This is a genomic window from Pseudarthrobacter sp. TE9888 (genome assembly GCF_056279345.1).
In genome coordinates this window covers 177,211-189,489 of sequence record NZ_JBWBRD010000002.1, presented here as the reverse complement: position 1 = coordinate 189,489, position 12,279 = coordinate 177,211, and the positions used below count along the sequence as shown (strand labels likewise).

The window sequence follows — 12,279 nt, the reverse complement described above, 5'->3', positions numbered from 1 at the left end:
ATGGCAGTAGGATCCAAGGATCTGGCTCCCGCACAGCTGGACGGTTTCGACAACGAGCGTCTCGTTGAAGAACTCCGCAAGGCCAAGGAAGAGCTGTTCAACCTGCGTTTCCAGTCCGCCACCGGACAGCTGGAGAACCACGGCCGCCTGCGTGCAGTAAAGAAGGACATTGCACGCATCTACACCGTTCTCCGCGAACGCGAGCTGGGCATTCGTGCCGAGGTTGCCGCACCGGTTGTGGAAGCCAAGGAAGAGAAGAAGTCCAAGAAGGCTGCAACCAAGAAGGCCGACAAGGCTGAAAAGGCTGAGACCGAGGAGGACGCCAAGTGAGTGAAAAGGACCAGAACGTGACCGAAACTGCTACCGAAGCCAAGGCTGGGCAGCGAGGTTACCGCAAGACCCTTCGCGGCTACGTGGTCTCCGACAAGATGGAAAAGACCATCGTTGTCGAGGTTGAGGACCGCGTGAAGCACGCACTGTACGGCAAGGTCATCCGCCGTACGTCCAAGGTCAAGGCACACGACGAAGCGAACACCGCAGGTGTTGGCGACCTCGTAGTCATCGCCGAGACCCGTCCGCTGTCCGCAACCAAGAACTGGCGGCTCGTGGAAATCCTCGAAAAGGCCAAGTAGCACCTGCTGCTTTGCTGGAAGCCTCCGCTCCCTTTCCGGGAGCGGGGGCTTCCTCGTTTAACCCCAGGCCCTACTCCTGGCAGGGTTCCGGCCCAGCGCACGACGCCGGCGCCCGGGTTGGCGGGGGAGTGGCACCCGGGTGGGCCGGAAGGCCGTCGTCCGCCCCACCCGGACGCCCCATCACTTCCCGCCGGCTTTTCTGCGACGCCCCATCATCTCCTGCCCCTTTTTCGCGAACGCACCATCACGTGCTGCGGAAGGATGGTGGATTCTGAACGGGCGTTGGGAAATTTCCTGCGTTAGGTGATGGGGCGTCGGCAACATTCATGCGGGAGGTGATGGCGCGTTGAGGACAGCGGACGACGGCGGGACCAGGATTGGCGGGGGAGTGGCACCTGGGTGGGCCGGAAGGCTGCCGTGCGTGCCGCCGTCGTCCGCCCCACCCGGACGCCCCATCACTTCCCGCCGGCTTTTCTGCGACGCCCCATCATCTCCTACCCCTTTTTCGCGAACGCGCCATCACGTGCTGCGGAAGGATGGCAGTTGCTGATGGGGCGTGGGCCATATTCTTGCGGGAGGTGATGGCGCGTCGTGGCATGGCACCTGGGTGGGCCGGAAGGCTGGCGTGGGTGACGCCGTCGTCCGTCTTGCGGGGCAGGCGACGGTGGTGATATGGGGACCAGCGGAAAACGTGCTAGGATATTGAGTTTGTATGGCGCCTTTCGTGCGCCATCATCAACCTCGTAAACAAGCGTGCCACAGCATAGTGCCCCTGTGCGCCCGGGATTTCTCCCGGACCGGGTGGGAGCAACTGCTTCTGGCACGGGCGTTTAGGCCTGGTCTGGCAAAATCCAGGCAGGTCAAGAGACACCCCGATCAACCGTTCCGCAAGGCTCATTCCGTAGCAAGACCACGGCCTGAGAACCGGCGCGACGCAAGGAGTAAATAGTGATTCAGCAGGAGTCGCGACTCAAGGTCGCCGACAACACGGGTGCTAAGGAAATCCTTACCATTCGCGTTCTCGGTGGATCCGGCCGTCGCTACGCAGGCATCGGTGACGTCATCGTCGCCACCGTCAAGGATGCAATCCCGGGCGGCAACGTAAAGAAGGGCGATGTGGTCAAGGCCGTCATCGTCCGTACCAAGAAGGAACGCCGCCGTGCGGATGGTTCCTACATCAAGTTTGACGAGAACGCAGCTGTGATCCTGAAGAACGACGGTGACCCCCGCGGTACCCGTATCTTCGGTCCGGTTGGTCGTGAACTGCGTGACAAGAAGTTCATGAAGATCGTTTCTCTGGCTCCGGAGGTGCTCTAGTCCATGGCTGCAAAGATCAAGAAGGGTGACCTGGTTCAGGTCATCACTGGCGCCAAGGCTGAGCGTGGCGGCGACCGCGGCAAGCAGGGCAAGGTTCTGCGCGTCTTCACCGACACCAACCGCGTGCTGGTTGAGGGTATCAACCGCGTCACCAAGCACACCCGTGTTGGACAGTCGCAGCGCGGCACCAAGACTGGCGGCATCGAGGTCGTAGAGGCCCCGATCCACATTTCAAACGTGGCCCTGGTTGACCCGTCGACCAAGAAGCCGACCCGCGTGGGCTTCCGCCTCGACACTGTGGAGAAGAACGGTGTCAAGAAGACCGTCCGTATCCGCGTGTCCAAGAGCTCCGGGAAGGACATCTAATGACTGAGACTCTCGAGACTCCGGCAACGAAGATCGTTCCTCGTCTGAAGACCAAGTACGCCGAATCCATCAAGGCAACGCTCCAGGATGAATTCAAGTACGAGAACGTGAACCAGGTACCCCGCCTGGTGAAGGTTGTTGTGAACATGGGTGTTGGAGATGCCGCCAAGGACTCCAAGCTGATCGACGGCGCTGTCCGCGACCTCACCCAGATCACCGGCCAGAAGCCGCAGGTTACCAAGGCCCGCAAGTCGATCGCACAGTTCAAGCTGCGCGAAGGCATGCCCATCGGTGCACACGCAACCCTGCGTGGCGACCGCATGTGGGAATTCGTGGACCGCCTGGTCACCCTGGCACTGCCCCGTATCCGCGACTTCCGCGGCCTGAGCGGCAAGCAGTTCGATGGCAACGGCAACTACACCTTCGGTCTGACCGAGCAGGTTATGTTCCACGAAATCGACCAGGACAAGATCGACCGCGTCCGCGGTATGGACATCACGGTTGTCACCACTGCCAAGACCGATGACGAAGGCCGCGCGCTGCTCAAGGCGCTTGGTTTCCCGTTCAAAACCGAAGCTTAATTAACTACGTAAAAGGTCCGGCCGCTCCGCTCCCCAGGGAATGGAACGGCGGAAACCGTTATGAGGAAGGGCATGAGCCCACATGACAATGACAGATCCTGTCGCAGATATGCTTACGCGCCTGCGTAACGCAAACTCGGCATACCACGACTCCGTGTCTATGCCTTACAGCAAGCTCAAGGCACGCGTTGCCGACATCCTCAAGGCCGAAGGTTTCATCGCCGGCTGGAAGGAAGAGGACGCCGAGGTTGGCAAGAAGCTGACCCTGGACCTCAAGTTCGGTCCGAACCGCGAGCGTTCCATCGCCGGTGTACGCCGCATCTCCAAGCCGGGCCTCCGCGTTTACGCGAAGTCCACCAACCTCCCGCACGTGCTCGGTGGCCTGGGTATCGCTATCCTGTCCACCTCTTCCGGCCTCCTGACTGACAAGCAGGCCGGCAAGAAGGGCGTGGGCGGCGAAGTCCTCGCGTACGTCTGGTAACGGGAAAGGAAGAGAATAATGTCACGTATTGGACGTCTCCCCATCACCGTTCCTGCCGGCGTTGAGGTCAAGGTTGACGGCTCTGTCGTCAGCGTCAAGGGTTCCAAGGGGGAGCTGACCCACACTGTGGCCAGCCCCATCGAGGTTGCCCTGGATGACAACACCCTGACCGTCAGCCGCCCGAACGACGAGCGCGCCTCCCGTTCGCTCCACGGCCTGACCCGCACCCTGATCGCCAACATGATCCAGGGCGTCACCGCAGGCTACGAGAAGAAGCTTGAAATCGTCGGTACCGGTTACCGCGTTCAGGCCAAGGGATCTGACCTTGAGTTCGCTCTGGGCTACAGCCACCCGGTCAACGTTTCGGCTCCGGCCGGCATCACCTTTGCAGTAGAGGGACCGACCAAGCTCTCTGTCTCAGGTATCAACAAGCAGCAGGTCGGCGAGGTTGCTGCCAACATTCGCAAGCTGCGGAAGCCTGACCCGTACAAGGGCAAGGGCATCCGTTACGCCGGCGAAGTCATCCGCCGCAAGGTCGGAAAGGCTGGTAAGTAACCATGGCCATCTCCATTAACAAGAAGCGTACGAACAAGAGCAAGGCTGCTGGCCGCAGCCGCCGCCAGCTTCGTATCCGCAAGCGCATTTCCGGTACGGCTGTCCGCCCCCGCCTGGTGGTCAACCGCTCCGCACGCCACGTATTTGTCCAGGTTGTCGACGACACCATTGGCCAGACCGTAGCAAGCGCGTCCACCCTGGAAGCCGACCTTCGTGCATTCGACGGTGACAAGACTGCCAAGGCCAAGCGCGTTGGCGAGCTCGTTGCCGAACGTGCCAAGGCTGCCGGCGTCGAGGCTGTTGTGTTCGACCGTGGTGGTAACAAGTACCACGGCCGGATTGCCGCCGTCGCTGACGGTGCACGCGAAGGTGGGCTGTCACTGTGACCGAAGCAAACAAGGAAAAGGACACTGTGTCTGCAGATCAGAAGGCCCCCGAAGCCGCAGCTGCTGAGACCACTGCCCCCGCTGCCGACGACCGCCGTGGTGGCGCCCGTCGCGGCGAGCGTGGCGACCGTGGCCAGGGCCGCGGCGACCGCGGTGGCCGTGGCGGCCGCGACGGTGGCCGTGAAGCCGAAAAGAACCAGTTCGTAGAGCGCGTGGTCACCATCAACCGCGTTTCCAAGGTGGTCAAGGGTGGTCGTCGCTTCAGCTTCACCGCACTGGTCGTCGTTGGTGACGGTAACGGCATGGTCGGCGTGGGCTACGGCAAGGCCAAGGAAGTTCCCGCTGCTATCGCCAAGGGCGTTGAAGAGGCCAAGAAGTCCTTCTTCCGCGTTCCCCGCGTTGGCAACACCATCCCGCACCGCGTTCAGGGTGAAGCCGCTGCCGGCGTCGTAATGCTGCGTCCGGCTTCCGCCGGTACCGGTGTTATCGCCGGTGGTCCAGTCCGTGCAGTACTGGAGTGCGTGGGCATCCACGACATCCTCTCCAAGTCGCTCGGTTCCTCCAACGCCATCAACATCGTTCACGCGACCGTTGATGCCCTGAAGCGCCTCGAAGAGCCGGCAGCAGTGGCAGCACGCCGCGGCCTGCCGCTGGACGAGATCGCTCCGGCAGCGTTGGTGAAGGCCCTCCTGGCTCCGAAGGCAGGTGTTTAGTCTTGGCTAAGAACCTGGTCCCCTCGGACGCTCAGTTGGAAATCACTCAGATCAAGTCCGCCATTGGCGGCAAGCAGAACCAGCGCGACACCCTGCGGTCCCTCGGCCTGAAGCGGATCGGACACACCGTTGTCCGCACCGCCGACGCCGTGACCGTCGGAATGATCAACACGGTTCCGCACCTGGTAAAGGTAGAGGAGGCGAAGTAAATGGCAGAGAACACTGCTGACAAGGCGCAGGCTGCTGAGAAGCAGAACGCCCTGAAGGTTCACCACCTGCGTCCCGCACCGGGTGCCAAGACCGCCAAGACCCGTGTTGGTCGTGGTGAGGCATCCAAGGGTAAGACTGCCGGCCGTGGTACCAAGGGTACGGCTGCCCGCTACCAGGTGAAGGCTGGCTTTGCCGGCGGCCAGCTGCCGCTGCACATGCGCCTGCCGAAGCTGCGTGGCTTCAAGAACCCGTTCCGGGTTGAGTTCCAGGTAGTAAACCTGGACAAGCTCAACGAGCTGTTCCCGGAAGGTGGCGCAGTCACCGTGGAGAACCTGGTCGAAAAGGGTGCCGTTCGCAAGAACCAGCCCGTCAAGGTGCTGGGCACCGGCGACATCACCGTCAAGGTTGACGTCACCGCCCACGCATTCTCGGCCAGCGCCGCTGAAAAGATTGCTGCAGCAGGCGGAAGCACCACCGCCCTGTAAGGGACGGCGCCAGCTGTTGAACTCCCGGTATCCGAGGGCTTTGGCCCCGGATGCCGGGAGTTTTCCATATCCGCCGGGCGAACAATCCCTGCCATCCGGCGCATGCACGCCGGGCCGGATTGTTCGCGCAGCGCATTGAACCGTTAGACTCGGATGTCGGGATTTATCAAATTCCTTCACCCCACCCTTATTGACACCACAGGAGGACGCTTGCTTAGCGCATTTGGCCGGGCCTTTCGCACGCCTGATCTGCGACGCAAGTTGTTGTTCACGCTGGCAATCATCACCATCTTCCGCTTGGGTGCTTTCATTCCCTCGCCAGGTGTGAACTACCAGAATGTCCAGCAATGCTTGCACAACGGTCAGACTGCCGGCGGGCTGTACCAGCTCGTTAACCTCTTCAGCGGCGGCGCGTTGCTCCAGGTGTCCATCTTCGCCCTGGGCATCATGCCTTACATCACGGCCAGCATCATCGTGCAGCTGCTCCGGGTGGTCATTCCCCGGTTCCAGGAGCTCTACGATGAAGGTGCGTCGGGACAGTCCAAGCTGACCCAGTACACCCGCTACCTCACCATCGCGCTGGGCCTGCTCAACGCCACCACCCTGGTGTCCCTGGCCCGCTCCGGGCAGCTGCTTCCCGGCTGCCAGCTGCCGGTGATCCCCGACACCAGCATCATCACCACCATCCTGATCATCATCACACTCACGGCCGGTACCGGCCTGATCATGTGGATGGGCGAGCTCGTCACGGAGAAGGGCGTGGGCAACGGCATGTCGCTGCTCATCTTCACCTCCATCGCGGCCCAGTTCCCCACTTCGCTGGGAGCCATCTGGACTTCGCAGGGACCGGGGACCTTCTTCCTGGTGCTGGCCGTCGGCCTCTTGACCGTCGCCCTGGTGGTTTTCGTCGAGCAGTCACAGCGGCGCATTCCTGTGCAGTACGCCAAGCGGATGATCGGGCGGCGCACCGTGGGCGGCACCAGCACCTACATTCCCATCAAAGTGAACATGGCCGGTGTCATTCCGGTGATTTTCGCTTCTTCCATGCTCTACATTCCCGGGCTGATCGCGCAGTTCAACCAGCCCCGGAACGGCGAGTCCATGCAACCGTGGGTTGAGTGGATCAACAACAACCTCACCCGCGGAGACCACCCGATCTACATGGCGGTTTATTTCCTCCTGATCGTGTTCTTCACCTACTTCTATGTCGCGATTACCTTCAACCCTGAAGAAGTCTCAGACAATATGAAGAAGTACGGCGGCTTCATTCCAGGTATCCGCGCCGGCAGGCCGACCGCTGATTACCTGCAGTACGTGCTCTCACGGATCACGCTGCCCGGCGCCCTCTACCTGGGCTTCGTGGCACTGATTCCGCTGGTGGCGCTCGTGCTGATCAACGCAAACCAGAACTTCCCGTTCGGTGGCACCTCGATCCTGATCATGGTGGGCGTTGGCTTGGAGACCGTAAAGCAGATTGATGCGCAGCTACAACAACGTCACTACGAAGGGCTTTTGCGATGACGAGAATGCTGATTATTGGACCTCCCGGTTCCGGAAAAGGAACGCAGGCGGAGCGGATTTCAGAACGCCTCGGCGTTGTGGCCATCTCCACCGGCGACATCTTCCGGGCCAACGTGAAGGGTGAAACCCCCTTGGGCCTCGAGGCCAAGAAGTACATGGACAACGGCGACTTCGTTCCGGACAGCGTGACCAACAAGATGGTCCGCGACCGGCTGAACGAGTCCGACGTCGAAAACGGCTTCCTGCTGGATGGCTACCCGCGCACCACCGCGCAGGTTGACTACCTTGACGAGATCCTCGCCGACGGCGACGAGAAGCTCGACGTGGTCCTGCAGCTGACTGCCGACGACGAAGAACTGGTACACCGCCTCCTGGGCCGTGCCAAGGAGACGGGCCGGAGCGACGACAACGAAGCCGTCATCCGCCACCGCCTGGACCTGTACCACGAGCAGACCGAAGCTGTGGTGGCGAAGTACGCAGACCGCGGCATCCTCACCAAGGTTGACGGGATCGGTCCCATCGACGAAGTCACCAACCGCGTGATGCAGGCCATCAAGGCCGCTCAGGCAGCCTGACCCAAGGCGCCCGGTTTCATCGAGGCTCCTCCCGGCATCCGGGAGGAGCCTCAGCCATTTGAAAGGACACATCATGGCCTTCGGCCAGCCCCGCATCGAATTCAAGAACAACGCCCAAATGTGCACCATGCACGAAGCCGGCCTGGTCCTCAGCCGTGCCTTGGATGCCGCCGTTGCCGCCGCGGTGCCGGGGGTCACCACGAAGCACCTTGACGATGTCTTCGCCGCCGTCCTCAACGAGGCAGGTGCCAAGTCCAACTTCCTGGGCTACCACGGCTTCCCGGCCACCATCTGCACGTCCGTGAACGAGGAAGTGGTGCACGGGATTCCCGGCAGCCGCGTACTGCAGGACGGCGACATCATCTCCATCGACGGCGGCGCGATTGTCAACGGCTGGCACTCGGATTCCGCACGCACGGTGATCGTGGGAACGGCGGATCCGGAGGACCAGCGGCTCTCCGACGTGACCCAGGCCGCGATGTGGCATGGGATCGCTGCCCTGGCCAGCGGGTCGCATGTGGGTGACATCGGTGCCGCCATCGACGACTACGTCTCCTCGGTTCCCGGCAAGCCGCTGGGCATCCTGGAGGATTACGTGGGGCACGGCATCGGCTCCGAGATGCACATGGCCCCGGACGTCCTGAACTACCGGACCAGCCACCGAGGCCCCAAGATCAAGCCGGGGCTGTGCCTTGCCATTGAGCCCATGCTGGTCCGGGGCAGCATTGACACCGCCGTCCTGGAGGACGACTGGACCGTTGTGACCACGGACGGCAAGCGCTCCTGCCAGTGGGAGCACTCGGTGGCGGTACATGAGAAGGGCATCTGGGTGCTTTCAGCGCCCGACGGCGGTGCGGAGCAGCTGGTGCCCCTCGGCGTCACCCCGGTACCCATCCCGTAAGGGACACGCACATCTGCCTGCGACGCAGAAAATCCCTGTCGACCCCCAAAAAATAGGGTCGACAGGGATTTTGCGTATCGCCAGCGCTTTTACGGGTCAGAAACCGCTAGGACTTCAGCTTCGGCTTGACGTCCTTGTCGTAGATGCCCTGCAGCGTGGTCTTCAGGTCCGTCATGGTGGACTTGACGTCTCCCTGCTGCGTGAGGATCTTCGCGGCGGACTTCGCCATTTCCTGGTCGGCGCCCGGCAGGAACACCCTGGCGTTGTCCTGCACCTTGGTCACCGCGAGCTGGTCCATGGCCGTCTTGATCTGCGGTGTCTTGGCCAGGACCGCCGTCATGTCAGCTGACTTGCGGGTGGGCATGTACCCGGTGGCGGCGGAGAACTCAGCGGTGCTCTCCGGCTGCGTGACGAAGTCCAGGAACATGCCGGCCGCGAGCTGTTCCTCCTTGGTGATGCCGCTCGGGATGCCCAGGCCTGCGCCGCCCGTGGGGCAGACGTTGGTCTCCGCTTTCGGGCCGCCGGGCAGGAAGCCAACGCCAACGTTGAACTTTGCCGATTTCAGGATTCCCAGCAGCGAACCGGTGGAGGAAATGGTGGTCGAGGTCAGTCCGGCGGAGAAGTCGTCCGCCGCTTCCTTGGAGGAGACGCCTGCCCACTTGTCCTTGTAGATCGAGTCCTGGGCCCACTGCAAAGCGGCCACGGAGTCACTGGAGTCGCAGGTGATGTCCCAATCCTTGGACCAGCCACCGCCCCAGCCCCAGAGCATGTTCTGCAGCGTCCAGCCCGCGTAGCCGGCAAGCGCGGGGTAGATGTAGGCGTACTGGGCGCCGGAGCTTGCCTTCAGCTTGGGGGCCCACTCAGCGAATTCCTGCCAGGTCTTGGGTGCACGGTCCGGCAGCCCGGCCGCGGCGAAGTGGTCCTTGTTGTAGTAGAACAGCGGAGTGGACCGGCCGTAGGGGAGGGCCCACTGCTTCCCGTCGTACTTGTAGTCGTTGATCAGCGACTGCTGGAAGTCGTCCATCTTCATGTTCAGCTGCTTGGTGAGGCTGTCAACGGGAATGATGCTGCCGTTGGTGTAGTACCGGAACCACCACACGTCGGAGAGGACAACCACGCCGGGGAGGCCGGACTTGGCGGCCTGCGCGGTCTGGAACTTCTGGGCAATTTCCTCGTAATTGGCCCCTGCGGTGACCAGGTTGACGGTGATGCCCGGGTTCTTGGCCTGGAACTTCTCGATCAGGCTCTTCTCAACGTCCTGTGACTGGCCGGGGTGGCTGGACCAGAAGTCGATCTTTGCCGCCGGCTTCACGCCGCTGAAGTCGATGTCGGCTGCCTGGGATGTGGATTGGCCACCGCCGGTTGTCGAGGGTCCACCGCATGCGGCCAGGGCAGCGGCAGAGGCGGTGACCCCTGCCAGGCCCAGGAAGTGCCTCCGGTCCAGGTGAAGTGTCATGACAGTTCCTTTCGGTTGTTGCCTGCGGAAGGGTTGGAGTACTAAAAGGTTGGAAAGTACGACGGCGGCCGGCGGCTTAGCCGGTCACGCTGCCCTGGGTGAGGCCAGCAACGATGTAGCGCTGCAGAGCCGCAAAGACGATCAGGATGGGAACGATGACAAGGACAGCGCCGGCCATCAGCACGCCCCAGCCCGCAGCGTTGCTTTCGTTGTTCTGCAGCAGGGTCAGGCCCACCGGCAGGGTCATGGTTTCCGGCCGGTCCGTGATGATGAGTGGCCAGATGTAGTCATTCCATTCGGTCACGATGGTTACCAGCGCCACCGTGGCGATGGAAGGAACGGACACGGGGACCACGATCTGCCAGAGCCGGCGCCAGTGGCCAGCGCCGTCCATCTCCGCCGATTCCAGGATCGAGGCCGGGAGGGTCCGGAAGTGTTGGCGCAGCAGGAAGGTGCCGAACGCGGTGCCCAGGCCGGGGAGGATGATGCCCCACAGCGTGTTCTTGCCGCCGATCCCCGCTATGAGGATGAAGTTGGGCAGGATGGACACCTGCGGGGGCACCATGAGGGCCACCAGGATCAGCAGGAAGATGAAGTTCCGGAACGGGAAGCGGACAAAGACCAGGGCGTACGCCGTCAGGATTGCCAACAGCACCTTGATGGTGGCCCCTGCCAACGTGACGATGGTGCTGTTCAGGAAGAACTGCCCGAACGGAACCGTGGTCATGGCAGTCCGGTAGTTCTCCAGGTTCAGGCTTTCCGGGAGGATCTTCAGGTCCGTGGTGACAATCTCGCCGGACTGCTTGAAGGAGCTCAGCACCATCCACAGCAGGGGCAGGAACACCACCAAAGTGGCTATGACCAGGGGCAGGTAGCCGCCCACCACGGTCTGGACCAGGTTCCGGCGGGAGAACGGCCGGTCGCGGCGGAGGCCGGGATCCGGAGCGGAGACGGCGGGGGCGGTTGGGTCCGGGCTCACCGGTGAGAGGGACGTCACGAGTAATGAACCTTTCGTTCCACGAACCGCAGTTGGAGCACGGTGATCACCAGCAGGATGGCAAACAGGACCACCGAGATGGCCGCCGAGTAGCCGGCCCTGTTGTAGGCGCCGAAGGCCTGGAGGTATGCCTCGTAGATCAGGGTGCTGGTGCCGGTGCCCAGCGGCGTCATGATCCTGATGAGGTCGAAGGCCTGCAGCGAGCTGAGCATGGTGGTGATCAGGAGGAAGAATGTGGTGGGGGACAGCAGCGGCAGCGAGATGCTGACAAAGCGCCGGAACCCATTGGCGCCGTCGAGGGACGCCGCTTCCATGACTTCCTGGGGCAGGGACTGCAGCCCGGCGAGGTACACCACCGCGCAGTAGCCCAGGTTTTTCCAGACGTACACCAGGATCACCATGACCAGGGACAGCTGGGGATCGTTGATCCACTGCGGGCTCTGCTGGCCGATGCCGCGGAGCAGCCAGGCGAGGACGCCGTAGCCGGGATCGAAAATGAACAGCCACACCAGGCCCACGCCGACGCCGGAGAGGACGTAGGGGGCAAAGACCGCGGACCGGGCGAACGTGGTGCCGCGGACCCTGGCGTTCAGGGCCAGGGCCACCAGCAGTCCCAGGATCATCGACCCGCCCACGGTGACCAGGGTGAACACTGCCGTGGTGCCCAGGACTTTCGGGGCGTCGCTACTGGTGAAGAAGGTGACGTAGTTGCCCAGGCCCACCACGGTGGCCGAGGGGGAACCCAGCGTCCAGTCCAGCGTGGAGTAGTACATGTTGCTGAACAGCGGCCGGTACGTGAAGACGGCGATCAACACGAGGTTGGGCAGCGCCATGGCGAGGAAAACCAGGAAGTCGCGGCGGCTGCGTGCTGTCCATCGCCGTCGTGGAACTTTCGCTGAGCGCCCCGGTGGCCTGCCTGGTTTGGCGGAGGGATGCGGGGCGAGTTGACGGGTCATGCGTGTCTCTCCCGGGTTGGGAGCCTGCTTGTGGCGGGCCCTGGCTGGATCTAGGGACTACTACACCAGACCGTCAGGGGGCTGAAACCCGCATATGCCCTTGTGGGAGGACTGTTATCCAAGGCTTCGTCGCCCGTTAACGCTGTG

17 protein-coding genes are annotated in these 12,279 nt (G+C 62.5%); 14 read left to right on the top strand and 3 right to left on the bottom strand.

Going from position 1 to position 12,279, the window contains the following annotated elements:
• The 14 genes from rpmC (at position 1) to map (ending at position 8,723) form a co-directional block, all read left to right on the top strand.
• On the top strand, positions 1 to 330 hold the full coding sequence (gene rpmC / locus ACZ9J7_RS01400; protein WP_387557555.1) for a 50S ribosomal protein L29: 330 nt from the start codon (positions 1 to 3) through the stop codon (positions 328 to 330).
• A complete protein-coding gene (gene rpsQ, locus ACZ9J7_RS01395; RefSeq protein WP_387557553.1) occupies positions 327 to 632 on the top strand; it encodes a 30S ribosomal protein S17 in 306 nt (101 codons plus the stop codon). The genes rpmC and rpsQ overlap by 4 nt, the downstream gene beginning before the upstream one ends.
• Positions 633 to 1,580: 948 nt before the next feature.
• Positions 1,581 to 1,949, top strand: a complete 369-nt coding sequence (gene rplN, locus ACZ9J7_RS01390; protein ID WP_003803789.1) for a 50S ribosomal protein L14 — start codon at positions 1,581 to 1,583, stop codon at positions 1,947 to 1,949.
• 3 nt (positions 1,950 to 1,952) lie between these two features.
• Complete coding sequence (gene rplX, locus ACZ9J7_RS01385; protein WP_015937845.1) at positions 1,953 to 2,315, top strand: 50S ribosomal protein L24; 363 nt, start codon at positions 1,953 to 1,955, stop codon at positions 2,313 to 2,315.
• Positions 2,315 to 2,896 (top strand): 50S ribosomal protein L5, encoded by a 582-nt coding sequence (gene rplE, locus ACZ9J7_RS01380; protein WP_018769138.1) that lies wholly within the window; start codon positions 2,315 to 2,317, stop codon positions 2,894 to 2,896. Before rplX ends, rplE begins: the two co-directional genes overlap by 1 nt.
• Before the next feature lie 82 nt (positions 2,897 to 2,978).
• Complete coding sequence (rpsH, locus tag ACZ9J7_RS01375; RefSeq protein WP_015937843.1) at positions 2,979 to 3,377, top strand: 30S ribosomal protein S8; 399 nt, start codon at positions 2,979 to 2,981, stop codon at positions 3,375 to 3,377.
• A gap of 18 nt (positions 3,378 to 3,395) precedes the next feature.
• On the top strand, positions 3,396 to 3,932 hold the full coding sequence (gene rplF / locus ACZ9J7_RS01370; protein WP_141159770.1) for a 50S ribosomal protein L6: 537 nt from the start codon (positions 3,396 to 3,398) through the stop codon (positions 3,930 to 3,932).
• Between the two features lie 2 nt (positions 3,933 to 3,934).
• Positions 3,935 to 4,318 carry a 50S ribosomal protein L18 gene (gene rplR / locus ACZ9J7_RS01365; RefSeq protein ID WP_159631366.1) on the top strand — a complete coding sequence of 128 codons (384 nt, stop codon included), beginning with the start codon at positions 3,935 to 3,937 and terminating at the stop codon, positions 4,316 to 4,318.
• Positions 4,315 to 5,031 (top strand): 30S ribosomal protein S5, encoded by a 717-nt coding sequence (gene rpsE / locus ACZ9J7_RS01360; protein ID WP_255172842.1) that lies wholly within the window; start codon positions 4,315 to 4,317, stop codon positions 5,029 to 5,031. Before rplR ends, rpsE begins: the two co-directional genes overlap by 4 nt.
• 2 nt (positions 5,032 to 5,033) lie before the next feature.
• Positions 5,034 to 5,240, top strand: a complete 207-nt coding sequence (gene rpmD, locus ACZ9J7_RS01355; protein ID WP_018760444.1) for a 50S ribosomal protein L30 — start codon at positions 5,034 to 5,036, stop codon at positions 5,238 to 5,240.
• Positions 5,241 to 5,726: a 50S ribosomal protein L15 gene (gene rplO, locus ACZ9J7_RS01350; RefSeq protein WP_013601817.1), complete on the top strand. Its 486-nt coding sequence runs from the start codon at positions 5,241 to 5,243 to the stop codon at positions 5,724 to 5,726. It abuts the gene before it with no gap.
• Between the two features lie 210 nt (positions 5,727 to 5,936).
• On the top strand, positions 5,937 to 7,247 hold the full coding sequence (secY, locus tag ACZ9J7_RS01345; RefSeq protein WP_476206401.1) for a preprotein translocase subunit SecY: 1,311 nt from the start codon (positions 5,937 to 5,939) through the stop codon (positions 7,245 to 7,247).
• 5 nt (positions 7,248 to 7,252) lie between these two features.
• A complete protein-coding gene (locus ACZ9J7_RS01340) occupies positions 7,253 to 7,822 on the top strand; it encodes an adenylate kinase (RefSeq protein WP_387558946.1) in 570 nt (189 codons plus the stop codon).
• A gap of 73 nt (positions 7,823 to 7,895) precedes the next feature.
• Positions 7,896 to 8,723 carry a type I methionyl aminopeptidase gene (gene map, locus ACZ9J7_RS01335; protein ID WP_476206399.1) on the top strand — a complete coding sequence of 276 codons (828 nt, stop codon included), beginning with the start codon at positions 7,896 to 7,898 and terminating at the stop codon, positions 8,721 to 8,723.
• Between the two features lie 106 nt (positions 8,724 to 8,829).
• On the opposite strand, the gene ACZ9J7_RS01330 is transcribed toward map, so the two are convergent.
• The 3 genes from ACZ9J7_RS01330 to ACZ9J7_RS01320 form a co-directional block, all read right to left on the bottom strand.
• Positions 8,830 to 10,179, bottom strand: coding sequence for an ABC transporter substrate-binding protein (locus ACZ9J7_RS01330; protein WP_476206397.1), 1,350 nt, complete (start codon positions 10,177 to 10,179; stop codon positions 8,830 to 8,832).
• 76 nt (positions 10,180 to 10,255) lie between these two features.
• Positions 10,256 to 11,176, bottom strand: a complete 921-nt coding sequence (locus ACZ9J7_RS01325) for a carbohydrate ABC transporter permease (RefSeq protein ID WP_476206395.1) — start codon at positions 11,174 to 11,176, stop codon at positions 10,256 to 10,258.
• Positions 11,173 to 12,132, bottom strand: a complete 960-nt coding sequence (locus ACZ9J7_RS01320) for a carbohydrate ABC transporter permease (protein WP_476206393.1) — start codon at positions 12,130 to 12,132, stop codon at positions 11,173 to 11,175. The genes ACZ9J7_RS01325 and ACZ9J7_RS01320 overlap by 4 nt, the downstream gene beginning before the upstream one ends.
• Between the last annotated feature and the right edge of the window lie 147 nt (positions 12,133 to 12,279).